Here is a 26,886-nt window from a genome sequence, read left to right on the forward strand (position 1 = left end):
TTAATGCAAAAATAAGGCTTTATTTCAAATCAAAATTGTTGTCTGCAATGCAAATCATGTTGTTTAAATAAATTCTTTTTTTGGAATGAAAAAGAAAAATAACTTTCGTTCAAAAACTAACTTAAAAAATAACCAAAGATGAAAAAAAAAATCTTTTTTTTCTTGATTTTAATGTCTTTAGCATTTATTGCAAATGCTAGAAATTCTACAAGTCATAAAAAAAAACTAACCAAACCGAGCATGAAGCCAATGTATTTAATTGCAGTAATAGGAATTCTTTTTGGAATAAGCAGTTTACCAGTTTTTGGACAGCAGAAAAAAAACACAACTGTAAGTGTATTTCAAAATCGCGTTTTTAACGGAGATAAACACATGCTATTAGGCGATTTAAAATGGGCTTTTAAAACAAGTGGAAAAATATTTTCTTCACCTATTGTTTATAATGGTATTGTTTATATAGGTAGTGAGGATGGCAATCTTTATGCTATCAATCAGAAAACGGGCAAAACACATTGGAAATTTAAAACGGGAGGTGCGGTACACAGCTCTCCGGCAGTTTTCAAAAACACTGTCTATATTGGAAGTTTTGATGGCTACTATTATGCTCTTGATATCCACACAGGTCATATGAAATGGAAATTCAAAACAGGTGGAGAAAAGTGGTTTGACGAAATAGGTTTTCTGAGTTTTAAGCCTGTGGACAAATGCATGGATGATTTGTGGGATTTCTTTTTGTCCTCTCCTGTTATAAAACCCGACGATAAAAATCCAAGAATTTTCTTTGGCAGCAGTGATGGGAATGTATATGCACTCAATGCAAATACAGGAGAGTTGGAATGGAAATTTGCGGCAAAAGGATCGATTCACTGCAGTCCTGTCCTGTATAAGAACACACTCTATATTGGTAGTTGGGATGCTAATCTGTATGCCGTAGATACAGAGACTGGAAAAATGCAATGGAAATTTGCAACAGGAATGCAATTGGGCTTTAAAGGAATTGAATCTAGCGTAGCAGTTGCTAATGATATGGTTTATTTTGGCGCTCGTGATCCTTTTTTATTTGCGCTCAATGCCAAAACCGGAAAATTGGTTTGGAAGTATGACGCGGCTTATTCCTGGATTATCAGTTCGCCAGTTGTAGCGAATGACGTTCTGTATGTCGGCACATCCGACACTTTTGCACTGTTGGCCCTGGATGCAAAAAGTGGAAAAGAATTATATAAGTTTAAAGCAAACGGTTATGTATATTCTTCTCCGGCGATTGCTGGTGATACGGCTTACTTTGGAGATTTTACCGGTAATTTCTTTGCAGTAAACGTTCAATCTTCGGGCAAGCAATGGAACTGTTTCAGCACAGATAGCAGAATGTTATATGCCTCTGAAATATTAAATAATGGCTTCCTTGACTTTTCTTATGCTGCCAAAGGGGCTGATTTTTCTTTTTACGATGTCAATAAAACCGTGATGGATCAATTTTATAAATTGGGCTCCATTGTTTCTTCTCCTTTTATTTCCAATAACACTGTTTATTTTGGAAGCGCTGACGGGAATTGTTACGCAATTGGGCTAAAATCAAGAAATAATTCATACCCAAAATTCAAATAATTTAAACCCAAATAAAATTGTACGGCTATACAATGAAATGCGGTTTTTTTTCTGGCATTCCTATTCTCTTTTTATTTGTTTAGGATAGGATATTTCCAAAATCGAAAAGAAAGTTAATGCCATAAAATCATTAGGAACACGATGCCTGTTTGGATATTGAGGGGGCAAACAGATTTTATAGGAAATCTTTCTGATGAGAATACACCGCCAACAGAGCAGACGAAATCTAAAATACTCTGTGATTCCAAATTCCTGTACTTTGCTTTTAGATAATATGGTAATGAACCGGATAATCATAAAACGTTTGTCGAGAAGTGATGGCTTTGATGGCGGTCGGTTGACGTTAATACTGACAGCTACCATGATAAAAGACCGGGGTTCTCATTTGTCATAAATATCGAGAGTAAAGAGTGATTAATTTAAAGAACGGTTGGTCTCTCGGTATTCTGGAAAGTGTAATGACAGACTAATATGTCAAAATCGATAGTGGTCAAGAACGACAAGAAGTGCATATAGAACCGCTTACCAATAATCTTGTTGGTTATGTTAAAAGGATTTTAACGGCCGAAATAGTTTTTTGGGAGCAATTGTAACGGCAACCAGCAGAAATACGGATGAACCGCAATTTCTGCTTTTGCGAAAAGCAGCGTATTCCGGCGGATTGGATTTCAAGCACAATTGGAAAAACAGGAAATATTTTATTGATGGAAATGCAATCTCCAGCCATGTCTTAGGTTCAAGAGAATCGATTAAGAACACGCAGAGAGAAATTTCACATTTGTTTCAAAGAGTAGATGCTGATTATATTTCTGTTGATAAAAGCAGAACGTCACTTACGGGGACGGGAGGAAAGATTGAAGCAGGAAAGGCCGCTGAAGGACACTGGCGATATAATGCGACACTAACCTGGCCTTCGCCGGAATTGGAGCTCAACGATATTGGCTTCTGTGTCAGGGGGATGAAATCAAGCAGATTTTTTATGTAGTGATCAATCCTTAAAATCTTTTCATGATGATGCGTTTTGAGCCACGACTTTTGATTTTGGTGGATTTCATAATGCAAGATAATAATATTAAACTATAAACTTAATCTAAACAAAATAAACACAGAATGAATAAATTTTGGACTTTATTCCTTATTATCTGCCTTCCTGCACAACTATATTCTCAAGATGAAATTAATTCATTGTTAGATGAATTAGATGCTGCTATTGATAAAAGAGAAATCTATCATAATAAAAAGGAAACTGAAATAAGTAAACTTGTCAGTTTGAAGAAATTAACTTCTACGAACGTTCAGAAATATGAGATATTTGAAAAGTTATATAATGAATACAGGGCTTATCAGTCAGATTCAGCTTTAAATTATGCCCGTAGAAGTTTAATAGCGGCTAACATCTTAAAGGATTTAACCAAAATTAATACTGCAAAATTGAATTTAGCATCTATTATGGGAACTTTGGGGATGTATAAAGAAGCAACCGATATTTTGCAAGGGATCGATATACATTCTACGCCTGAAATTAAGAGCTTCTACTACGGCGTACAGAGTTCCCTGTATCTGTATATGTCCATATATGCCGCCTCCAAACAGGAAAAAAAAAGCTACGAACAATTGAGCGAACAGTTTCGGGATTCCGTTTTTAAGTACGAGTCAAAATCGAATGTTATTACTCAAGCGAATATTTTGTTTGAAAAAAGGCAATATGACAAGACCCTTCAAATGTTGCACGATTATTTTTATAAAATGGATAAAAATGATCCTGATAGAGCAATCGTAGCCTATATTATATCTAGAACCTACCAAAAGAAGAAAAATTTCCATCAGGAGAAAAAGTGGTTAATCAAATCGGCAATTTCAGATTTGAAATTAGATAAAAGGGAATACATTTCACTTCGATCTTTGGCTTTTATCATGTATAAAGAAGATGATGTAGACCGGGCCTATAAATATATCCAACGCTCTTTGGAAGATGCGCTTTTTTGCAATGCCCGTTTGAGGACCTACGAAATTTCTAGAATGCTGTCTATCATCGATCTAGCTTATCAAAAACAGAATGAAACCAACCGTTGGCAATTGATAATGTTTTTAATAAGTGTGAGTATTTTATCTCTATTGTTAATGGTTGCTTTGGTTTTGCTATTTAAAGAGATGAAAAAAAAATCCGTAGCCAAAAGGGAAATTAGTTTGGCAAACAGTAAGCTCGTTGAATTAAATAAAGAGTTGAACAGTTTTAATGAAAGATTAAATTATGCCAACTCAACGCTTATAGAGGCTAATTTGGTTAAGGAAATTTACATTGGGCGTTATATGGATCAGTGCTCGCTATATATTAGCAAGTTAGAGGAATATCAGCGTAGATTGAATGTTATTCTTTCCAGTGGAAAAACAGCCGAATTAGTCAAAGCCGTGAAATCTAAAGAATTCATTGAAGTGGAATTAAAAGAATTTTACAAAAATTTTGACAAGACTTTTTTGTCTCTTTTTCCAAATTTCATTGAAGAATTTAATGAATTGCTTATTGATAATGAGTGTATTAAATTAAAACCCGGAGAGTTGATGAATACTGAATTGCGAATATATGCCTTAATCCGACTAGGAATTTCAGATAGTGTAAAAATTGCGGATTTTTTGCGCTATTCTTTATCTACGATTTATAATTACAGAACCAAACTAAGAAATAAAGCTTTAGGTCCTCGGGATAAATTTGAAGCAAATGTGATGCGAATAGAGACTAATATATAGTTTTTTTTAAAATTTGCCGCCTTTTTACTCTTCTTATAGTAAAAAGGCTTTTATTATTCTACCAAATTACTACTTTTTCGTAGGATTAAGTATCGTTAAGTTATTTAAAATAAATTCATTATGCTTTTTAGGGCTGACTTTTTGCTACCAAACCATCATAGCAAGAATTGTGGCCGAAAAAACGCTTTAAATTTGATGAAACTAAAAAAGCTAAAACAAACCATTAATTTTATTAACTCAATTCAAATGAAACATTTCTTACTATTGACCTTGCTGTGCCTGGCATCTAATAGCTTGTTGGCGCAGCAATTAAAATCTCCCAATCAAAAATTTCAAATGAAGTTTTCTTTACAAAGTGATGGCACACCCATTTATAGCTTGAATTATAAGGACAAGGTAGTTATTAAGCCGAGCAAACTGGGATTGGAGCTGAAAAATGATTCAAAATCATTACTGAATGATTTCACAGTTATTGATTCTGCCAAGAGTACTTTTGACGAAAACTGGAAGCCAGTTTGGGGAGAAGTAGCCAGCATTCGTAACCATTATAATGAATTGGCGGTAACCCTAAACCAAAAAGGAACCGATAGACAGCTGGTTATCCGTTTCCGATTGTTTGACGAAGGTTTAGGCTTTCGCTATGAATTTCCTTTGCAAAAAAATCTAACTTATTTTATTATTAAAGAAGAAAAAAGCCAGTTTGCAATGAATGGAGACCATACCGCTTTCTGGATTCCAGGAGATTATGATACTCAGGAATACGATTATACGACTTCTAAATTGTCTGAAATAAGAGGTTTGACTAAAAAAGCCACTACCGAAAATGTTTCGCAGCAATCTTTTTCGCCGACAGGAGTCCAGACGGCCCTGATGATGAAAACAGCAGATGGGCTTTTTATCAATCTGCATGAAGCCGCCTTAATTAATTATTCATGTATGCATTTGAATTTGGATGACAAGAATATGGTTTTTGAATCGTGGTTAACGCCAGACGCCAAAGGTGATAAAGGCTATATGCAGGCACCTTGCCAATCGCCTTGGAGAACTATTATGGCAAGTGATGATGCCACGGAAATTTTGGCTTCAAAAATGATTTTGAACTTAAATGATCCTTGTAAAATCGAGGATACTTCTTGGATTAAACCAATGAAATACGTTGGGGTTTGGTGGGAAATGATTACAGGGAAAAGCACTTGGGCCTATACCGATGAATATCCAACAGTGCAATTAGGGCTTACCGATTATGCAAAAGCTAAACCCAACGGAAAACATGGCGCCAATACGGCTAATGTAAAAAAATACATTGATTTCGCAGCTGCAAATGGGTTTAGTGCGGTATTGGTAGAGGGTTGGAACGAAGGCTGGGAAGATTGGTTTGGCCAGTCTAAAGATTATGTTTTTGATTTTGTAACCCCTTATCCTGATTTTGATGTAAAAGGAATTCAGGAGTATGCCAAATCGAAAGGGATTAAAATAATCATGCATCACGAAACTTCCGGCTCTACACGCAATTATGAACGTCATATGGACAAGGCTTATCGTTTTATGAAAGACAATGGTTATGATGCTGTAAAGAGCGGCTATGTGGGGTCAATCCTTCCGCGCGGTGAAAATCATTATAATCAATGGCTTGTCAATCATTATCAGTTTGCAATTGAAAAAGCGGCAGACTATAAAATCATGGTCAACGCACATGAAGCGATTCGTCCAACAGGGATTTGCAGAACTTATCCAAATTTAATTGGAAATGAATCGGCTAGAGGAACAGAATACCAGGCTTTTGGGGGATCCAAGCCTAATCACGTTACAATTTTGCCATTTACCAGATTAATTGGCGGCCCAATGGATTATACTCCTGGAATTTTTGAAATGAATATCAGCAAAATTAATCCAGAAAACACTTCGCATTTAAACAGCACCTTGGCAAATCAATTAGGATTGTACGTAACAATGTACAGCCCATTGCAAATGGCTGCTGATTTGCCGGAAAATTACGAGCGTTTTCCAGATGCTTTCCAATTTATTAAAGATGTTGCTGTAGACTGGAGTGAGAGTAAATATTTAGAAGCTGACCCTGGAGAATTCATTACAGTTGCAAGAAAAGCGAAAGGAACAGAGAATTGGTTTATAGGTAGCGTAAATGGTGAAAGATCAAGAACTTCATCTATTACTTTGGATTTCCTAGAAAAAGGTAAAAATTACCAAGCAACCATTTATGCAGATGCAAAAGAAGCGCATTACAAAACCAATCCGCAGGCTTATAGTATTCGAAAGATAAAAGTTAATAGTAAATCTAAATTAGCGCAATATACTGCTCCGGGAGGCGGTTATGCTATTAGTATTGTTGAATTGAAATAGAGACTAATGACTTTGGAAATTTTACCTATTTAATTGTTTAAATAGCATCGAAAGCTGTTTTATTATCCCTAAACCCCTCAAAGCAATTTGAGGGGTTTTTATCTTCATAGTGCAAACAGTTCTATTCATTTTTTTTTACTTCAACTCGGAAAATTTCAATTCCAAGATGCATCCCCATAAGTACTTCCTAGAATGCTTTCTTTCAGTTGAGCCTCCAACGATTATGGTGCTGAATATTTCTAGAAGTTTAGTCTCCTTCAAGTTTTTAATGATAGATGGCTTTTTAGCCATCAGCATTCAAAAGCGGACCATATTCACAATTAAAAGATATATTCGGTATATCAGCCTCAAAAGATCCCGCCATTTCGGCAAGGATGCTACTCTGAAAATTCAATTTCTGATCTGCCTTTGCGTATTTAGCCTGATAACTTAAAGTTTCTCCTTCCTGTTTTGTGACTTTTTTTTGGGGGAATTATGAATTTTCAGTTATGGCTTTGGAGATTCCTAGCAAGAAAAAACTATTGAAACAAACCTTTGGCGGTGGACAGAATTAAAAATCTTCCTGCATATTCTGCATTATCAACACTTAAGGATCAAATCAGAAAATCTTCTACAAAATATATTAGATTTTGTGCCTTCAGGATTATTGAGAGAGATCAAACCAATTAGTTTTTTTAAGGCATTTTAATTTAAAATATTTCGATTGAAGCGCAGAGCATTAAAGAATTAACAATTTTTACTAGCATAATAAATCTAATGTTAAACTAACTTTTTTGCAAATGCGATTTGCCTAGCTCAAATCTGATTTTTTACTACATAGGCACTACTTTTTACAGGTGTTAAATGGTGTTAATTGTTTGTTTTTAAGGTGTTTGTGTATATGCGGTAACTCGTTTAGCTACATTTTTTTTATTGTCAAAATTAAGACTTTAAACGCTTCATAATTTTGTTTCAGCGAAATCGAAATAATCTCTCCTTAGGTCATAGCGATTTTGCAAAATCAGTATTACTAACAACCAAACTTATTTAAACCAAACTTATGAAAACAATTTACAGAAAGTTGTTATTTTTATTCCTATTGGTGCCTTTTACAGTATTAGCCCAGAACACGTTAAGCGGTACTGTTGCTGACAAAAGGACGGGTCAGCCAATACCGGGAGTAAATTTAAATGTACAAGGTGCTCCAAACGGTGCATCTACGGGATTTGACGGTAATTTCCAACTGTCAAATGTTAGAAGCGGAAACAAAATTGTTGTTTCTTTCATTGGATACAAAACCCAGACCATTGATTACACAGGACAAAAAACATTAAATGTTTTTTTAGAAGAAGATGCAAACCAGCTCAAAGAAGTTCTAGTTCAGGTAGGTTACGGAACTGTTAAGAAAAAAGATGCAACAGGTTCTGTTTCACAAATTGCAGCAAAAGACTTTAATAAAGGGATTAACGTTACTTCTGAGAGTTTAATTAAGGGCCGTATTTCAGGCGTGAATATAACAGGCGGAGGAGCGCCTGGAGCAAAAGCGGACATTAGAATTAGAGGAGGCTCATCGTTAAATGCTTCAAACGAACCTTTAATTGTAATAGACGGACTTCCCACTAGTAATGCGGTACCGAACGGGGCTACAAGTATTTTGGCTACAATAGATCCTAATGATATTGAGTCGTTTACAGTTTTAAAAGATGCATCTGCGGCTGCAATTTATGGATCTAGGGCTGCAAATGGTGTAATTGTAATTACAACAAAGAAAGGCTCTAAGGCTGGAATGAAGGTTTCATTCAATTCTCAAACCGGCGTGGATACTGTTGCTGATACAGTCGATGTATTGAGTGCTGATCAATTTCGGAATTTAGTAAATGAAAAAGGTTCAGCAGCTCAGAAGGCATTGTTAGGCACTGCCAATACAAATTGGCAAGATGAAATTTTTCATACTGTACTGACAACCAACAATAATGTATCCGCAAGCGGTGCGCTATTTGGCAAGCTTCCTGTTAGGCTTTCTTTAGGCAACATTAACAACCCTGGAATATTAAAAAATACAAGCTTTGAGAGGACTACTGCTTCATTGACTATGAATCCTGTTTTATTTGATAACCATTTAAAAGTTGATATTAGCGGTAATTTGTCTTTTGGTAAAAATAGATTTCAAAATCAAGGCGCTGTAATTGGCAATGCAATAGGATTTGATCCTACGCAGCCAGTATACCAGACGGGATCTCGTTATGGCGGATATTTCGAATGGTTAGAAGCAAATGGCAATTTACCCTTATTGCCAGGAAGGAACCCTGTGGCTTTATTAGATCAGACGAACAACAGTTCAACCTCTACTAGAAAATGGGGAAATGTAAGGTTAGATTATAATTTGCATTTCTTTGAAGATTTAAGGGCTGTGCTTGAATTGGGCATTGATAAATTTGATAGCAACGGATTTATAGATATAAGCACTGAAAGTGCCACTGGATATCAGCCTAATGTTTTTAGCTCAGGAAATTGGGTGAATAAAGGAGGAAATACGCATTATACGGACTCGCGCCAAAATAAAAACTTAAATGCCTATTTTAATTATAGCAAAGATTTAGGAAAGTTTAAAACTGATGTTACGGCAGGCTATAACTATCAAATGTTTCAAAGAGAAGGATTTACAACTAATAATGTAAGAGTTCCCGGTACTGAGCCTGATGTTCAAACGGATCCAGATATTAATTTGCAGTCTTACTTTGGTCGTGTAAATCTAGGATATGATGGCAGGTATTTATTAACATTGAATTATAGAAGAGACGGTACTTCGCGTTTTTCTGAAAAAAACAGATGGGGTAATTTTTCAGGCGCTGCTTTCGCATGGAACATTTCAAGTGAGTCGTTTTTGAAAGATAATAGTGCTTTATCAAATCTTAAATTACGATTAGGGTATGGTGAGACTGGACAGCAGGATATTAGTGCTTCGTACGATTATCTAAAAAGAGTGACTTTGGGCACGGTGAACTCTCAGTATATTTTTGGAAACACTATCTACAGGGTAGCAAGAACTGAAGGTTATAATCCAGACATTAAATGGGAAGAATTAGCTGAAGCCAATATAGGTTTAGATTATGGATTATTCAATAATAGAATAACAGGATCCATCAACTATTTTAATAAAAAGTCAAATGATCTTTTAGCTTTTATTGCTTATCCTGATGGCGCGAATATGAGAAATCAGGGTTTTTCTAACGTAGGCAGCGTAAAGACAGATGGTGTTGAATTTAGCATCGAATCAGACATTATAAAAAATGATAATTTAAACTGGAATTTAGCTTTTAATGCAACTTATATTAAACAGGAAATAACCAATTTAGGCTTTACTGTTCCGGGTTTTCAAGGATATACCACTGGAGGTATTGCAGGTGGTAATGGTAATCAGATACAAATTAACTCTGTAGGATTTGCTCCCAATACCTTTTATGTTTATGAGCAGCTATATGATGCAAATAAAAGACCGATCCAAGGAGCTTACGCAGATAGAAATAAAGACGGGCAAATTAACACCGAGGACCGTTACAGGCTTCACAAAGCGGCACCGGATTATACGTTTGGCTTTGTCAGCACATTGAATTACAAAAATTTTGATTTTACAATGAATTGGAGAGCTAGTTTAGGAAATTATGTTTTTGACAATATAAGCTCTGATAAAGGATACCTGCAGGCAGGCTTAAGAAGAGAAACTGATTTGGCCAATGTTACTATAGATTATTATAACACGGGTTTTGATGCTGAAACTAATTCAAATGGAACCCAACGCAACTATTCTGATTATTTCATAAAAGATGCATCTTTCATAAAATTAGATAACCTGACAATAGGCTATGCATTAGGGAAAAAGATATTAAAGTCTGCCGCATTGAGATTTTCTGCAGGAGTTCAAAATGTTTTGACTTTCACAAAATACGACGGTTTGGATCCTGAACAGTTTAATGGCATTGATGGTAATGTTTATCCAAGAGCCAGAACTTACTTCTTTGGAGTTAATGCCAATTTGTAATAGTACATTCATGAACAAATTTTAAAAAAATAAAAATGAAAATATCATTTAAATATATAGCTTATTTTCTTCTATTCATTTTTGGATTAAATATGGTGCTTACTTCGTGTACAAGCGACCTAGAAGTGACCCCAAAAGACGATGATGAATTTTTATCAGATTCCTTTTTTAAAGACCCCTCATCCTATAAACAAGGATTGGCTAAGCTGTATGCAGGTTTATATGTCGGAGGAAATGATGGTGATGGAATTGCTGATATTGCTGGAATTGGAGGAGATTTTAGCAGCTATTTGAGGTTATTGTTTGCAATGCAAGAGTTTACAACGGACGAAGCTATTGTATCGTGGGGAGATGATGGTCTGCCAGCATTAAATTTTCAGACGTGGAGCACCAATAATCAATTCTTATATGGATTGTATTCCAGAGCTTTTTACCATATTAGTATTGCTAATGAATTTTTAAGGCAAACCACAGATGAAAAATTAGCAGAAAGAGGTGTTGATGCCAGCCTGAAAAGTGAAATTACCACCTTTAGGGCAGAGGCCCGCTTCTTAAGAGCATTTTCATACTATAATTTGATGGATCTCTTTGGTAATGTGCCTATTATCACGGAGAAGGACCCAGTTGGTTTTTTCTATCCCGAACAAAAAGCAAGAGCAGAAGTTTTTGCATTCATTGAATCCGAATTGAAAGATTTAGACAAAAGCCTTGCCGCTTCAAGAGCAAATGAATACGGAAGAATAGATAAAACAGCTGCTAAATTTTTATTGGCGCAAATTTATCTTAATGCAAAAGTATATAGCGGAACGGCAAAGAATGATGAGGCAATAGCGGCCTGCAATGATGTTATTAATTCAGCTTACAGTTTTGCAGATGTGCCATACCGATATTTATTTGCAGCTGACAATAATGTCAATGGAGCGCAAAATGAATTTATTTTCCCGGTGATCAATGACGGTAATGCTATTAGAGCTACAGGCGGAGGTATGAGCTTCATTTTGCACGCTTCTATAGGAGGAACAATGGATGCCGCGACCCAAGGGATGGATGGGGGCTGGTCAGGCATCAGAACAAGAAAAGAATTTGTTCAATTGTTTCCCGATGAAAATGCTACTGGAGATGTCAGAGGCACTTTCTATACCAATGGACAAACCTTAGATATTGCTAACGTAGGCGCTTTTTCAAACGGTTACGCAGTTACCAAGTACACTAATGTAAATTCTGATGGAAGCGCAGCGCAAAGAAATGATATTCCAGATACAGATTTTCCTATGTTTAGATTGTCAGATGCATATTTAATGTATGCTGAAGCAACTTTAAGAGGTGCATCAAACGGCAATATCGCAACAGCTTTAGGTTACGTGAATAAAATCAGAAAAAGAGCTAATGCAACTAGTATTTCAACTTCCGATTTAACATTAGATTTTATTCTTGCAGAAAGGGCAAGAGAATTGTTTTGGGAATGCCACAGGCGAACTGATTTAATTCGATTTGACAAATTTACCGGTTCAAGTAAACTATGGCAATGGAAGGGAGGCATTCAAAATGGGACTTCTACACAATCCTACAGAGATATTATGCCAATTCCCAGCACAACCATTCAAGCTAACCCGACTTTAAAACAAAACCCTGGATATAACTAACATATAAAAGATAATAAAATGAAAAATATATATAAAATTCTGGCTGCATTAATTGCCATATTAATAGTGTCATGTAATGCTGATGATGTTGAAAACAGACCGGTAATCACTGAGGGGATTGCGCCAGTACTGCTCACTCCGCAATCTAATTTTAATATTGTGCTCGAAAATGCCAATGCTACAAGCTTAGCGACTACTTTTGTTTGGAATGAAGCACATTATGAGGGAACTGAAACAGTTATTAATTATACAATTGAAGTGGCAAAAGCTGGTACCGATTTTAAAAATCCTACTATAGCGAGTGTAACCACCGCTACATTTAAAAGCTTTACAGTTGAAGAATTAAATGCCGTCGCTTTAAATGCTGGGCTTACATCTTTTGTCGAAGGAAAGCTGGATGTACGAATTAGATCTACAGTCGGTGCAGTTAACGCACTGCCGCAAACATCTAATTTTTACACTATCACCGTAACGCCATACCCTGCATGGCCAAACTGGGGCATAATTGGCAGCGCGACGGCAGCAGCAACAGGTGGTGACGGTTGGACAGCCGATGCTGACTTAAATTATAATTCAGCTTCTAAAAAATATTCCATCACGATGGATTTAGCCGCGGGGGAAATCAAATTTAGATTAGATGATGACTGGGCAACAAATTACGGCGATAATGGAAGTGATGGAACTTTAGATGCAGGCGGCACGAATATTCCAATTGTAACAGCAGGAAACTATACTATTGTTGTTGACTTCACTGCAAAAACTTACACTGTTACAAAAAATTATTAATTTTTCATTATTAAAAAAGGCCATCTTAGGATGGCCTTTTTTTAATAATGCTATCGGGACAAATCGAAATTACTGCCAATCAATAGTTTGTTCGTAGTTAGGTTATATTCTTTTTTTTTTTGATAGCCCTCACTGCTGTAGCTACAATATTTTGAATCATAATGCTCACTTCTCGATCGGCTTCGCTGATTCTTTTTGTCATGTTATTTTCAGAATCAGGCAAGAAATTATTTTAACAATTTTTCTATTTCTTGATAGTAAATTTTATCAAGGGATAAGTGTAATTATTCTTTAATTGCATATCCTTTCTTATAAAAATCTTTGCCTTTTAAAAAAATCTTTGAACAAACTTATATTGCTCTCTTTTTTGTATGCTAATGCTAAATAGTAATATGTTTCCGCTAAATAGTCATCTATTATAAGTTATTTTTTTTCTGCTTTCAATCCGCAGAATTTTATCGAAATCTTCGAGGTCAAAATTTGGCTGTATGTCCTGTAAGTTTGAATTAAGAACAGATTTTATTTTATTGATCGGTGTCTTTTTTTGACTAATGTTCTAAAAGCGTGTATCATGGTTCTGTAATTTTCTTCTGTAAGGATAAACCGCAAAATTAGCAAATCACTAGACAGACTATCGATAACAATTGTTTAAAAAAAAAGTTTTTATCGCCTGTTGAGAACCCTGATGAGCGATATAGATGTGATGCCTAAAATAGGAAGCAATGTAATGTTGTGGGATGACTTGTATGATTTAGGTACAGGTCCTAAGACATCCTTTTTCAATGAAAAACATTGTTTTTGAAACACTGCCTTCTTCCAGCAGTATGGTTCTGGCAGGAATCTCTATTGGAGCAAAAATCGGTATTAGAATACACCATCTGTCGGTATTGGTTTGTGTTTTTTCTGGCATGGCTGCATCTTTACTTGACCGAAAAGGTTATATTATATAACTGATGTTGATTTTTACTAAATTTATTGAAAACAGAATGATTATCTGCAGGGTTAAATGTACTTGTAATCTTCTGAGGTGCTATACCCGTGAGCTGCAATAGTTATATGGATGAGCTACTGACGTATTTGGACTATTGGTTTTCCGTACCCAAGGGTGGGCTTTCAAAAACTATGGCAAGGTTTATGTGCTTATGCATGGATGGTCAATAACTCGATTTATTATATATACAAAAAAATCAAGATGGATTTGTAAGAACCTCTTGTTTTTATTTTTAAAATTCTTGCCATCATGGCCGACATTTTCCGGTAGATCTGTGTTGTCATTTTATTTTTTTAATTATTTCTACTATTGTTTTTTGGAGGAAGGTTTGGACCAGTTATGCGGGTAACGCTTAAAATAGCTATCAGATAATCTGGCCGGTAAATTAATTAGTATCAGCAATGGTCAGCGGAATCTAATTTGGGTGATCAGTATCGTCATTGTATTTAATGTTTTTTTAGGTTTAATATTGTTTTTCATGAGCTTTTCCAACTGTGCGTTCACAAAGGGATTTCCACTGCACATTAGCAAAACGAACTGGCGAAGCAATCGAGGAATAGCTGGTGGCATAGATGGTTTTGCGTCAATTAGCGGTGCATTCTCATGTACCGCTATTTGTAAAGGCCGCATTTATGCAGTATGACTTCGGTTAGATAATGTATGGTTTCTTGCAAAGCGGTGGCCTGCTATGAAATAGGGATTTTTAATTTGAATGCGTTTAACCTCAATACTTGTCTACCTCACCATATTTCTTTGCAATATCTCCATATTCCCGAATCTGTTTCCAATATTCCTCCATGTTTTTTGGCCTTGGCCTCCAATCAGGATCTGCTACATTTTCCTGGGCTTCATTCCAATTGCTCGCAGTTAAAAATTTCGGATCAATATCGCAACCAGAAAGTTTATTTATTGGTGCCAGAAATATATAGCCATCATAAAAATTTTCCAAAGTAAAGTCCTGATATCCCATTGAATAATAACTATTATCCTTAAGCTTTCCAAGTGGAGTATCAGCCAAATCGAAACCAACTGGTGTATTATTGATTTTCTCCATTATAATTTCGATTTTTCCATCTGCCGGAGAAATCAAATTCGGTTTTGTATCAGGACGATTACTGAAAGGTTTATGCAATAAAACAGAATAAACTAATCGTGGATATTTAGCATAAAGCTGATTCCCAAAATAGCCATCTTCAAATCTTATAAAATCAGTACCCAAAAAATCATAAACTGGAAATTTATACTTTGTAAATGCATGGACATCTCCGGTGAGAATCAAAATTTTCTCTCTCTTAGTAACAATTTCTTTCTCTACAATAGAGAATCGATATGTTTCAGTGTTTCCTTTGTAAAAAACTTTCTTCATTTTTTCAGAAGTTCGTTGTCCAGAAAAGGAAGACCAATCGTAACGATAGCTTAAATTTAAAATACGAAATTTTTTCGAAGATTTAGGAAGGGATCTATTAAATGACCATGCAGCCTCATACAAATCGGTATACCCCTTAAAAGCCCACCCTGAATTGTAGTTAAACATTAATTTTCGAGCTAAATCCTTGTTATATTCAGGAGCAGAAATTAAAGAATCTAATTGCGCTTGATTTTCACTTGCGCCAAATTCCATTCCTAAATTATATACTTTATTTTGATATAAAACAGGAATCAAACTCTTTACAAATTGAAGATTTTCCTTAACCCGATGCTCTTCTGACAGAAGGATTATATCCTTTTGAGCAAATTTTGAAGCAATATATTCCTCTGGCGTATTTTTGTTATTGGATAAATATTGGACTGATTTTTCAATCTCATCCGATTGCGAAAAGATACAAAGAGGAAAAAGAATCAGAAGTAAGAGTATATTTTTTTTAAACATTTTTTATTTTTTAGAGATTAGTTTTTTCTTCATAGCAAAAAGCGATAGGTCATTTTGAAAATAAATGTATTCTGCGGTTGTTTGCCTAAAATTTGTGTGTCCAGATTAACAAATAAATCGTCCATAGGATTTCCCGAACCATTTGTTCCTTGCGACCAAACCAAATAAATTTCTGAGCCTGGTATATATTCCCATCTTAAAACCAAATTGGAGCGGAACTGAACAAATGAAAAGTCAGGATTACGAAAGGAATAGTCTTTGGTCCCATTTTGATTTTCGTCAACATTATAAATATTTGTTGCACTATCAAATGAAATCTGCTTTTGATTGTATGTTACAACTCTATCTGCAAAATAGGCTGCACGGGGGTTGGTAACGTAATTAAAATCTGAATATTTTCCAGTTGACACAAATGGCTGTCCATAATACTGAATAGTAAAATTGGGATTTATGCTATAATTGAGCCGCAATGAAGCGCTTAATGTCTGCTGTTCCAAATGCGAAGTTATATATCGAATTCCGTTTTCATAATTTGATTGCGTTACATATTGTGTTTTACTCTGATTAACATTGAAATTTGGATTCAAAGTAATCGACAACGCATTTGTTGGCTGATACGTCACACTAGGATCTATTGCCTTATACGAGAAAGAATTGTTTTTTCCTTGGGCGAAAAACACTCCAGCTTGAAAACGAAGCTTTTTTCGCGGATCCGAACCAAAAGTATTATAGCTTACAAATTCTTCTGAAAATCTAAATTTTGGCCCGCCCTGCAAATAGGCATTATTATAGATTCTAGGTTTATAAGAAAAACCGATATTCGCCCACCAATAGTTCTTAAATTCTGATTTCCCCAAAAGATCATAATAAGTCCGATTGTGAAAACCTCCAAAATCGTAGGTTACAAAAGGTTCTAAACGCACCATTCCGCTTCTGAAAATCCCAAAAGGTTTTAAAGATTGATAGCTTACATAGAAAGTCTGCTTGATTTCATCCGCCTGACGCAGAAAGCCAATGTCATTGAGCTCCAATTCCGGCGAACGCCAGGTTAGTGTCGCATTATATCGCCAGTGTCCCTCAGCTGCTTTTCCTGCTTCAATCTTTCCTCCCGTCCCCGTAAGTGACGTTCTGCTTTCATCAACAGAAACATAATCAGCATCTGCTCTTTGAAACAAATGTGAAATTTCTTTCTGCGTGTTCGTAATCGATTCTCTTGAACCTAAGACATGACTTAAAATTACATTTCCACCTATAAAATATTTCCGATTTTTCCAATTGTGCTTGAAATCCAATCCGCCGGTATATGCTGCTTTTCGCAAAAGTAGAAATTGCGGTTCATCTGTATTTCTGTTGGTTGCCGTTAAGATTGCTCCCAGAAAACTATTTCGGTCATTAAAATCTTTTTGAACACGGCCTACAAAATAATTGGTAAGCGGTTCTACATGAACTTCTTGTCGTTCTTGACCGTTATCGATTTTGACATATTCGTCTGCCGTAACGCTTTCCATAATTCCTAATGACCAACCATTTTTTGTTTTCCCGCTAAATTTTGCGGCACCCAAAATGGTTGTATTTTGAGGACGTTTGATAAAATCTTCTTTTTGAGTTGTAATTATCCCTTGCGGACTTCGACCGATACGTCTGGAATAAAAAAGATTGTCTTCATTGTTTCCAAAATTGCAATCGAAAATGTTTTTGTTTTCGATAAAAAAAGGACGTCTCTCTTGAAGAAATATCTGAAATCCATCCAAAGCAATTACAGCAGGATCGGCCTCAACCTGACCAAAATCAGGGTTTATAGTCAAATCCAGCGTCAAATCATTTGTAACTCCAATTTTAGCATCAAGTCCCGCATTTAATGTGAGATCTTCCCCGTCTCTAAATGGATTTCCGTTTTCTTGTTCATATGTATCAAGCTGCGTTAAAAAGTAAGGCTGAATTTCCAATTGTTTTTGGGGTTTAAGATTGGCTAAACCCTCTAAATTTCCAAATTCACTTACCCAGCCCGGCGCATCAGCCGGGATACGTTGCCAAACCGATCGCTCCTGTTTTCGAAAATACCTGCGCGTAGCTTGAAAACCCCAAATTTGATCTTTGCCCGCACTGAATTTTAACTGACTGAGCGGAATTTTCATTTCAGCAGTCCAGCCTTCTGAGTCAATATTTGTTTTTACATACCAAATCGGATTCCAGCTTGCATCCCAGTTATTCCCATTATCTGCAATAAATTCATCGCTTTTAACTCCCGATGCCGAAATAGTAAACGAAAATCCAGTACGCTTGTCGTGATAACTATCAATATTCACTTCGACAAAATCGCCGTCAAAACCATCTCGTCTTGACAAACGTTTTACAATTTTTTCGGGCTCTTTATCATAACACTTGAAAGCAACATATAAAAATTTAGCATCGTAAAGAATTTTAAACTTAGTCTGCTCTGTTGGAGCTGTATTTTCATCGGGAAGATTCTCTATAAAATCGGTTTGCCAATCTACGATATCCCAGCTTGAATCGGTTAAAATTCCATCAATTATTGGAGCTTTATTATTTTCTAATGATTTTGTGGTATAACTTCTTTTTTCAATTTTAGACTGTTCCTGTGCTAAACAATATTGAATTGAAAAGAAGACTGTCAGCAAAATCTTTATTCGCTGTAAAGCCATATTGGTTATTTTTGCCGATTTTTTTATTTACTTAATTCCAGAACCCACATTTTTGTTGCTGGAATAACTGTTTTTTGAGAAGTCGAAATTTTTTCTTCTGTAATAACATTTTTAGCAGAAGCAAAACCGGCTGTCCTTTCATTATATTTTTGAAAATCAATTTCTTTTTCAGAATTGCTTGTATTCATCACACACATTATTGTTTGGCTGTCATCATATCTAAAATAAACATATAAGCCATCTACAGGCGTATAGTGCATCATTTTTCCCGTTTTGATTGCTGATGCATTTTTTCTAAAATTAGCCAGCTTGCGAACCAATTCCTGTGTCGATTTTTCGTCATCAGTCATTCCTTTTCCTGTAAAAGCATTTTTCTCATCTTCTTTCCATCCTCCTGGAAAATCAGCTCTTAGTAAGCCATCTGGATTTTTAAATCCCTTCATCAAAACTTCAGAACCATAATATAGCTGTGGAATTCCTCTGCAGGTCAGCAGCCACTGAAACCCAATTTTTTGCTTTTCTGCATTTTCTCCCATTAATGAAAAAAATCGAGCCTCGTCATGATTGTCCAAAAGCAATACTTTCTGCATTGGATTTTTACTCAAAAAATCACTGCTCAAAGTATAATACAATTGATTGACTCCGCCTTTCCACCCAAAAGGTTCTGTCAAAGCTGGAATGATTCCGTAATACAGACTCTGAAAATCTACAACTGAAGGCAAATTGCTTTTGAACGGTGTATCTATATTATTCTGCTCAAAATAAGCCTGATTTGCTACCCCGTGCACCATGATTTCGCCAAAAATGGAAATCTTAGGAAACTCATCCATTATAGCTTTGTTGCAGCGGTTGGCAAAATTCAGGTCATTATAGGTATAAGTATCAAGGCGAACTCCATCAATACCAAACTTTTCAATATGCCAAATGCAATTTTGGATAATGAAATTGGCCATAAACGGATTATCTTGATTAATGTCTGGCATTATTTTATCAAACCAGCCATCGCTCATTTTCTTTTTGTCAGATTTTGTTCCGTAAGGATCAAAAAGCGGGATTTCTCTATAATTGGTTTGAGTATATTCTGGCCAGCGGTGAACCCAGTCATTTGCAGGAGGATCTAATTCTAGAAAATGAAACGATCCGATGTGATTATAAACTGCATCAAAAATAAGCTTCATTCCTCTTGAGTGAAGCTGATTGCTCAATTTTTCATACATCGCATCTCCTCCATATCTTCGATCAATTTTGTAATGATTTGTAATTGCGTAACCATGCTCAGTTCTTTTCTCCATATCATTTTCCATAACCGGAGTAAACCACAATGCTGTAACTCCAAGCCCCTGAATATAGTCCAGATTATTAATCACACCTTGCAAATCTCCTCCATGACGATCATACATTTCTTTTCGATTAAGGGACTGGTCACGCATTCCTTTGATTTTATCATTGGCAGTATCTCCATTACTAAAGCGATCAACCATAATCAATTCGATAAAGTCGCTGGAAGTCACTCCCTGAGCATATTGTATTCCGTTACCAGCTCTTCGGTTGTATATAGGCCATTTTATTTTCTGTTTCCCAGATTTTTGATTCAATTCAATAATTACATCACCAGCAGCAGTTTCGGGTGAAATAGTAATATCTACCGCAATGTATTTTGAATTTGGAAAGGAATAAGTTTTGTTTATCGCTATTCCCGGATAATTGATGTTGATTTTATCTGTAGTAAAAGAGTCATCAGTACTTCGAATTAATAATTGAATGGAATTGGTCTTCATTCCTACCCACCAATTTGTTGGATAAACTTCTGTATTTTTAGCATTAATTGCTAAAGAAAAGCAGCATAGCAACATTAAAATAAAAGAGGTATTCTTCATAATATTTTTTTTAAAGTTAGAATAGTCGGCGAAGATATTATGCTTTTTAGCAATCAAAAAGGCAATTATTTAAACAGCATGATTTGTGTTGCAGACAGCAATCCAGAATCAATTATGCCATTTACAGAAGAACACTGTTTTCTGGCTCAGTCCAGTTTTTATTTTAAAACAAAAACATTAACTTTAAAATAAATGACAAGTTAAAACCAGCTTACTAATATCAAGAGGATGTTCGAGAATATTTTATATAAGCCGAATTCATAGAGAATCTTTGCACATTTAGAGTATAATTATACAGTGCGCAATTTGAAAATATTTTTTTTTCAATAAACATGTAAAGCTGCATGTCCCAAAGAAATAAACAACAAAAATTTTTGTCTTTGCCCTATATTATATTTCTATAAACTGCAGCATTGATGCTGCATTCAAATATGGTCAAAGCCATTACGGCTTCATGACGGAGTGATGTTTCTATTGCTTCAAATCAGGTTTTTCGCATCGAAAGGATTGATATTGTTATTTCTAAATAACTGATATGCAAAATGCTGCAATACACAATTCATTTTGGATCTTGTAGCAAAACAGACGATTGCTTTAACTGATTAAATGCGAATTATCTCAAAAGACAAATGCATATATTAGACCTTATCACTTTTAACTACATTGTTAGTTTTGGCTACAATAAAACTATTTTTGGATACATTTAGCGGTATAAGAATCCACTTTTGTCCCTTGACATTTAAGGCTGCGGCACCTGAGATAATGTAGGGTGCCCAATGGAATGCTATTTGCGAGTGTTTATGTTTACTTTTTTAGCCATCAGATGCCTGAGGTTCATAAATATGATAGGCTGCCGGCTTCTGCAATAGAGTTTTTATTTTAGATGCAGTAATTTATGGACTTCTTTTAGAATAATAAGACCGGCGTCTCATTTCCCATTGTCAGCCGTTTATTTTCTCCTTATGATACCGGTTGAGCCATTTTTCCATCCCGAGCAGCAGCGAACCGGTGAAGCAATCCGGGCTAAATTCATTTTTTATGTTTCGGCTTTTAGTTTTTAAATACTAATTTCTTAGCCGTTGAGAAAACTTTTATCTTTAATCCTTGTTCCTACAGGGTACAGGCGAGGCGACCAGGTAGATCATCCCAGATACTGCGCTGATTTTCTATTAAACCAATTGCAAAAATCCGCTGCAGCGGCTGCAAGAAGTGCTTTCCTGCGAGCAGTTTAGTTGTCAGCTGCTTTTTTTTTATTTCTTTTTGCCGCATTGAGTTCGATATAACTAAGTCCGCAGATAATTACTATTTCAATCAAAAAATAGGCCGTCCCAATTATTGTCAGCAAATGGCAGTATTTAATCAGCAGTCCGATTGCCAGCACGCAATAAAGCAGGTTTGCAAAGCCGATAAGGCTTATGAAAAGTGCCCAGCGTCTTTTTAAAAACAAAAAACAGGCACTCGAATAAAAACAGAAACAAACTGCTATTACCGCAAGGTAAGCCAATGCAGTTTTTGGAATTCCAATATATTCATTAAAGTGCCGCATTATTGTAAACAGGAAAAATGCTGTCAAAACTGCCCCTAAAGAGTCAATAAGGAAAAGTTTCCTTGGGTTCTCTGCCAAATGGCCTATTAGATTGTTTAGTATTTTATTCACTTGAAATGTTGTTGTTGTTGTTGTTGTTGTTGTTGTTGTTGGGTTCTTTAGATTGCATATGATATTATTTTTTGGGAGCTTTTTCCCGCTATGCGCTGCAATCTTCTGGGCCGAAACCCGGCCCAGAAGGATTTCCGCTGCTATCGGGGCTAGGAAGTTGAATCCGTTTTTTAACAGCTGCCATTTTAATTATGGGTATTTTCTTCTTCCAGTCTTTTTTCTCTCTTTTTCTTTTGGGAAATATAATTTCGATTGCTGCCAGCCGCTACCAGCAGTTTTTTATTCATTTTTAATTGTTTGGTAATAGACGCTATTAAAATGCCGAGTATATGGGTCGAACAATTTTTTATTTCCGGCATAAAGCAGCAATGCAGTTTCTTTGTACTTTTTATATTCTTTTTGGTTGTCTAAGATTTTGTAAATCTTGCATTTGTAATAGGAATTGTCAGCAAACTCGTTTATTTCAGTTTGTTTTTCAAATGACTTTAAAGCATTTGCAAAGTCTTTGATTTCATAATAAGTTACCCCTAACTGATAATAATCATATAGTCCGGGCGAATAATCTTTTGTCTTTAATTGTTCTTTGAATATTTTGATTGCTTTTTTCTTTTGATTCAATGCACTGTAGCAGACAGCTTTTGTAATGTTCAAATGATAATCTCCATTTGTTGAATATCCAATATCATAATCTGCCAAACTATCAAGTCTTTCAATATCTTCAATAGCCCCCTTATAATCCCGGAAAAATTGATAACGGCACCAGCCGCGGTAGCCTAAATTTAAGCCGAAATCCAAATCAACTGCTCTGTCAATCAATTTTTTCCAGGTCAAAAAATCTCCGCTTTTTAAATATGCTGTTGATTTCTCCCGGTAAGCATATGCGAAATTTGGACAGATTTTAATTGCATTATCAAGAGTTTCTTGAAACTCTCTTTGAAATTGATAAAATTTTTCCGCTTTTTCCGCTTCAATGCACGCTTTGTATTGCAGGGTGTCGCCTGTGAATAAAAAAGCATTGCAGTTTGGCTGGGAAAACAAATAAATAGGGCAAAGCAAGAACAAGTAAGCTATATTTTTCAAGGCAGTATTTCTTTTAATTGTCCATTTTCAATTTTAAAGATCAAGTATTGGTAATAGTCGATTTCCTTTTCGCTGTATTTTTTCCCCTTCCAGCCTTTTAAGCTTTTTGTAATGCCCATAAGCTGTTCTGTTATTGATTTGACAAAAATTTTTTCATTGTAGTTTTCATCCATGCCAATCAAACGAAATCGGTCTGTTTTTCCTTTGCAGCTGACAACAAAATTGATTCTGATGAGCCCTGTTTCATTTTTAATGATTTCAGATTTATATTTTTCAGCAAACTCTTTCTCAATAGCTGATTTTTCCCCATCATATTCAAGACCATTACCGGTATTAAAGTATTGAAATATATGTTTTTCAAAACATAGCTCGAAATCTTTATTGTCCATTTCTGCATTGAATCCGATGTCTCCAACATAAGCTGGATATTCAGGTCCGGTTTCGCTTTTTTCTTGTCCGCAAGAAATCAATGGGACAAGCAATAGTAGTTTTAATATTTCAGTCATTGTAAATTTGTTTGCTTTTATTGGTTTTTTTTAAGACCAATTGTGCGCAATATTCTGGCATTGCATCGGGTTTGGTATTAAATCAGGCCTTATTCTGCTGTATATGCCGTCCGATTGGGCAGCCAAAGCCGCAGCAAATGGACCAAGTGGATCACTCCAGGGCTAAGGCTATAGCAGCTCTTGTATGCAGTAGTTCTACTTTTGTTTGTAATTTTTAGCGAAATGTTCTTTTCCTTTTATCCATAAATATTTATCAATCTTTTTTAAATCAAAATCATCCAGACCTGCAAATTCCGGTGATATTGATCACCGTTTTAAAGTGAGCACCTGATTCCATTTCAAAATGACCACCTAATTCCGGAGCAAAATGACCACCTCCGTTTTGATTAAAAACTATATTTTTTCATCTGTTAATTAGTATTCAAATATAATAAAATATCACTCTTTGTTTATTCCTCTTTTCTTTCTCATCGATTCTCCATGTAATTCAAGCCTGTGAGATTGGTGTATCAGTCTGTCTAATATTGCATCGGCTATCGTTTTTTCTCCAATGATATCATACCAGCCCTGAACTGGGATTTGTGATGTCACGATGATAGAGCCGTTATTATGCCTGTCCTCTATGATCTCTAAAAGAGTAATCCGGTTATGGCTGTCAAGTGCCTGGAGTCCAAAATCATCAAGTATTATAACATCCTGTCTTTGTATTTTGGTAAGTTCCCGCAGATAAGTACCATCTGCTTTAGCCATTTTTAGTCTAGCGAATAATTTTGAGGTATTAAAATAACTTACCTTAAAACCTTGTATACAGGCTTGATAACCTAATGCGGTACCTAAATAACTTTTACAAACCCGGGTACTTCCAGTGATTAAGATGTTTTCGTTTTTCTCTATAAATTCGCATTCTGCCAGACGCAGTACCATGTTTCGGTCCAGATTACGTGATACATCAAAATTGATACTTTCAATATTTGATTTGTAATGGAATTTGGCATTAGTGATACTTCGTTCAATACGACGATTGTACCTTTCATCCCATTCTGCATCAATAATCATCGATACAAACTGGTCAAGGGTATAATGATCTGTTTTTCCGCTTTCAATGGCTGTTTTAAAAGCATTAAACATGCCATAAAGCTTCATCTGTTTCATTTTGGTAACTGTGGATTCATTCATTTTTTCAAGATTTAATTTAGTTATAATAGTGTTTTCCTCTTATGTTACTGTGATTGGGAAGTTCCTGCTCAGGTTCTTGATCAAAATCAATATGATCCAAGTTGTTTTCTAAAATATTTTGTATGGTCTTAAAATTGTAAATTTTAAAATCAAGTGCCCGCCTGCAGGCATTTATTAATCGCTGTCTACCTACCTTTTTTTCAAAATTCAGTATTCCTAAACAACTTTTATAAGCCTGTTCCGGATGATTTCTGCTTTCGATTATCTGCATTATATATTCTCCTACTGACTCATCAATATTATTAGCCCATTCAATGAAGCGGGCTGCACTCCATTGGGCTACAAATTGATGTGTACTGGCTAAATGCTCAGGGGTTGTTGTATAGACATAAGGTTTGTAGTTTCTTGGATGTACAGCTATTCGATTGTATTTATAATAAATCTCTACCGTTGATTTGGTATATAACAGCTTTGCTTTCTTTTTTACATATTGATACGGAACGCTGTAATAGTTTTTGTCCTGGCTTAATTGAACATGACCGTTTTGCATTACTGTTGCAAAAGATTGGTATTTAATTTCAAAACGATCTTGTGGCAGTGGACGCAGTTTTTCTTTCTCGTCTTCTAAAAATAATTCAAAGCGGGAATAAGGGCGTCCTGTTAGTTTTCTGTTATTATGAGAGTCAAGTAAATCCCAGATCTGCTGATTTAATTCTTCCAGAGAAAAGAACTTGGTTTCTTTTATGGTTACATAAATCCTTCGATATAATATCTTAACAGCTCCTTCAACTAATGATTTGTCTCTGGGCCTGTAAGCTCTGGCAGGCAGGATTGTAGTTTCGTAGTGTTCTGCTAAATCAGCCAGGGTTTCATTGATTGTCGGTTCAAAACGACTGCTTTTTATTACTGCAGATTTTAAATTATCCGGAACAATGGCAGCAGGAGTATCTTCAAAAAAGCGCATGGCATTCTCTACTGAGTCAACAAAGTTTTCCTTTTGCTGGCTCATGGAAGCTTCAGCATACGTGTATTGGCTAGCGCCTAATATTGCTACAAAAAATTGTACTTCTTTGACTTCTCCGGTATCTATATCAATAATTGAGAGTGTCTTTCCGGCATAATCAACATACATTTTATCACCAGCCTTATGGTTCATATGCATGACCGGATTAACTCGTTTGCCCCATATATTGTAGTGATAATGAAATTGTGAAGTTCGATAACCATCAGGATTTACAGCGATATATTGTTCCCACATATGCTGTACGGTAACGCCAACTTTTTTTAGTTCGCGTTCCATTTTAGGAAAAAAATCATAAAGTGTCTGTAATCTAGGGCTAATGGCCTCTACACTAGTTTGGGAGAATAAAAGTTCCAGCTCTGCATCGGTTTTTTGGTCGATTAATTCAAAGCTCAATCCGAGAACTTCAAATAAAGAAATATATTTCTTTACCGTATTTCTTGAAAGGGATAAGTAGCTACTTATAAACAACTTACTCTTTCCATTACAATAGAATTTAATTACTTTTCTAATTTTACTCATGTCTGTTATTTTGTTTGCCATAATCCGTATATTTTTAACGAATGTATGGTTCTAACAACATGAAAAAATCAATAGTTTTTAATCGTTAATTAAACACAAAACTTGGTGGTCAATTTGCTCCGGAATCAGGTGGTCAGTTTGCTCCGGAACGGGTGGTCAATTTACTCCGGAATTAGGTGGTCAAATTGACCGGTTTTTCCAGTCTATGATTGAAAGCGTCTTTCCAGCATAATCCACATACATTTTATCGCCAGCCTTGTGATTCATATGCATTACTGGGTTTACCTTGTTGCTCCAGTCTCTGAAGCGATTCCTGAACTGCGTTACTCTAAGACCATCGGGATGGGTTTCAATATACCTTTCCCACA

The 26,886-nt window shown here is 35.6% G+C and carries 16 protein-coding genes and 1 pseudogene; 7 read left to right on the forward strand and 10 right to left on the reverse strand.

Annotation, left to right across the window (positions count from 1 at the left end; all coding sequences use genetic code 11):
- Window positions 1-138: 138 nt before the first annotated feature.
- The 7 genes from ABXT06_RS21745 (at window position 139) to ABXT06_RS21775 (ending at window position 13,155) form a co-directional block, all read left to right on the forward strand.
- Window positions 139-1,605: an outer membrane protein assembly factor BamB gene (locus ABXT06_RS21745; RefSeq protein ID WP_239457777.1), complete on the forward strand. Its 1,467-nt coding sequence runs from the start codon at window positions 139-141 to the stop codon at window positions 1,603-1,605.
- Between the two features lie 577 nt (window positions 1,606-2,182).
- Window positions 2,183-2,590, forward strand: a complete 408-nt coding sequence (locus ABXT06_RS21750; RefSeq protein WP_354592617.1) for a hypothetical protein — start codon at window positions 2,183-2,185, stop codon at window positions 2,588-2,590.
- A gap of 125 nt (window positions 2,591-2,715) precedes the next feature.
- The gene (gene susR, locus ABXT06_RS21755; protein ID WP_286969943.1) at window positions 2,716-4,350 is read left to right on the forward strand and encodes a SusR family glycan utilization regulator; all 1,635 of its coding nucleotides are present in this window, start codon (window positions 2,716-2,718) and stop codon (window positions 4,348-4,350) included.
- A 246-nt stretch (window positions 4,351-4,596) separates the two neighbouring features.
- On the forward strand, window positions 4,597-6,708 hold the full coding sequence (locus ABXT06_RS21760) for a glycoside hydrolase family 97 protein (protein WP_354592618.1): 2,112 nt from the start codon (window positions 4,597-4,599) through the stop codon (window positions 6,706-6,708).
- A 1,039-nt stretch (window positions 6,709-7,747) separates the two neighbouring features.
- Window positions 7,748-10,726: a SusC/RagA family TonB-linked outer membrane protein gene (locus ABXT06_RS21765; RefSeq protein ID WP_274257207.1), complete on the forward strand. Its 2,979-nt coding sequence runs from the start codon at window positions 7,748-7,750 to the stop codon at window positions 10,724-10,726.
- Between the two features lie 35 nt (window positions 10,727-10,761).
- Window positions 10,762-12,369: a RagB/SusD family nutrient uptake outer membrane protein gene (locus ABXT06_RS21770; protein WP_286969941.1), complete on the forward strand. Its 1,608-nt coding sequence runs from the start codon at window positions 10,762-10,764 to the stop codon at window positions 12,367-12,369.
- A 66-nt stretch (window positions 12,370-12,435) separates the two neighbouring features.
- Entirely contained in the window at window positions 12,436-13,155 is a 720-nt protein-coding gene (locus ABXT06_RS21775; protein WP_289058623.1) for a SusE domain-containing protein, read from the forward strand.
- 751 nt (window positions 13,156-13,906) lie between these two features.
- On the opposite strand, the gene ABXT06_RS21780 is transcribed toward ABXT06_RS21775, so the two are convergent.
- The 10 genes and pseudogenes from ABXT06_RS21780 to ABXT06_RS21825 all read right to left on the reverse strand — a co-directional run.
- Entirely contained in the window at window positions 13,907-14,065 is a 159-nt protein-coding gene (locus ABXT06_RS21780; RefSeq protein WP_204251866.1) for a hypothetical protein, read from the reverse strand.
- Between the two features lie 805 nt (window positions 14,066-14,870).
- Window positions 14,871-16,016 (reverse strand): ChaN family lipoprotein, encoded by a 1,146-nt coding sequence (locus ABXT06_RS21785; protein WP_051234440.1) that lies wholly within the window; start codon window positions 16,014-16,016, stop codon window positions 14,871-14,873.
- A 29-nt stretch (window positions 16,017-16,045) separates the two neighbouring features.
- Window positions 16,046-18,679, reverse strand: a complete 2,634-nt coding sequence (locus ABXT06_RS21790; protein ID WP_051234441.1) for a DUF5916 domain-containing protein — start codon at window positions 18,677-18,679, stop codon at window positions 16,046-16,048.
- A gap of 23 nt (window positions 18,680-18,702) precedes the next feature.
- The gene (locus ABXT06_RS21795; RefSeq protein WP_026729741.1) at window positions 18,703-20,556 is read right to left on the reverse strand and encodes an alpha-amylase family glycosyl hydrolase; all 1,854 of its coding nucleotides are present in this window, start codon (window positions 20,554-20,556) and stop codon (window positions 18,703-18,705) included.
- Window positions 20,557-21,784: 1,228 nt separating this feature from the next.
- Window positions 21,785-22,213, reverse strand: coding sequence for a hypothetical protein (locus ABXT06_RS21800; RefSeq protein WP_354592619.1), 429 nt, complete (start codon window positions 22,211-22,213; stop codon window positions 21,785-21,787).
- A gap of 279 nt (window positions 22,214-22,492) precedes the next feature.
- Window positions 22,493-23,293, reverse strand: coding sequence for a tetratricopeptide repeat protein (locus ABXT06_RS21805; RefSeq protein ID WP_286969931.1), 801 nt, complete (start codon window positions 23,291-23,293; stop codon window positions 22,493-22,495).
- Complete coding sequence (locus tag ABXT06_RS21810; protein ID WP_286969930.1) at window positions 23,290-23,799, reverse strand: hypothetical protein; 510 nt, start codon at window positions 23,797-23,799, stop codon at window positions 23,290-23,292. The genes ABXT06_RS21805 and ABXT06_RS21810 overlap by 4 nt, the downstream gene beginning before the upstream one ends.
- Window positions 23,800-24,237: 438 nt before the next feature.
- Entirely contained in the window at window positions 24,238-24,975 is a 738-nt protein-coding gene (gene istB, locus ABXT06_RS21815) for an IS21-like element helper ATPase IstB (protein ID WP_354592620.1), read from the reverse strand.
- Window positions 24,976-24,991: 16 nt separating this feature from the next.
- A complete protein-coding gene (gene istA / locus ABXT06_RS21820; protein ID WP_354592621.1) occupies window positions 24,992-26,539 on the reverse strand; it encodes an IS21 family transposase in 1,548 nt (515 codons plus the stop codon).
- Window positions 26,540-26,698: 159 nt separating this feature from the next.
- Window positions 26,699-26,886: pseudogene (locus ABXT06_RS21825) on the reverse strand (IS21 family transposase); the annotation flags it as partial.

Source organism: Flavobacterium sp. UW10123 (genome assembly GCF_040538975.1).
GTDB lineage: Bacteria > Bacteroidota > Bacteroidia > Flavobacteriales > Flavobacteriaceae > Flavobacterium.

Bases quoted from the DNA above. Each gene is read 5' to 3' on its own strand.
- ABXT06_RS21745 (WP_239457777.1), top strand. From the start codon at position 139: ATGAAAAAAAAAATCTTTTTTTTCTTGATTTTAATGTCTTTAGCATTT.
- susR (WP_286969943.1), top strand. From the start codon at position 2,716: ATGAATAAATTTTGGACTTTATTCCTTATTATCTGCCTTCCTGCACAA.
- ABXT06_RS21760 (WP_354592618.1), top strand. From the start codon at position 4,597: ATGAAACATTTCTTACTATTGACCTTGCTGTGCCTGGCATCTAATAGC.
- ABXT06_RS21765 (WP_274257207.1), top strand. From the start codon at position 7,748: ATGAAAACAATTTACAGAAAGTTGTTATTTTTATTCCTATTGGTGCCT.
- ABXT06_RS21770 (WP_286969941.1), top strand. From the start codon at position 10,762: ATGAAAATATCATTTAAATATATAGCTTATTTTCTTCTATTCATTTTT.
- ABXT06_RS21780 (WP_204251866.1), bottom strand. From the start codon at position 14,065: ATGCCAGAAAAAACACAAACCAATACCGACAGATGGTGTATTCTAATA.
- ABXT06_RS21785 (WP_051234440.1), bottom strand. From the start codon at position 16,016: ATGTTTAAAAAAAATATACTCTTACTTCTGATTCTTTTTCCTCTTTGT.
- ABXT06_RS21790 (WP_051234441.1), bottom strand. From the start codon at position 18,679: ATGGCTTTACAGCGAATAAAGATTTTGCTGACAGTCTTCTTTTCAATT.
- ABXT06_RS21795 (WP_026729741.1), bottom strand. From the start codon at position 20,556: ATGAAGAATACCTCTTTTATTTTAATGTTGCTATGCTGCTTTTCTTTA.
- ABXT06_RS21810 (WP_286969930.1), bottom strand. From the start codon at position 23,799: ATGACTGAAATATTAAAACTACTATTGCTTGTCCCATTGATTTCTTGC.
- istB (WP_354592620.1), bottom strand. From the start codon at position 24,975: ATGAATGAATCCACAGTTACCAAAATGAAACAGATGAAGCTTTATGGC.
- istA (WP_354592621.1), bottom strand. From the start codon at position 26,539: ATGGCAAACAAAATAACAGACATGAGTAAAATTAGAAAAGTAATTAAA.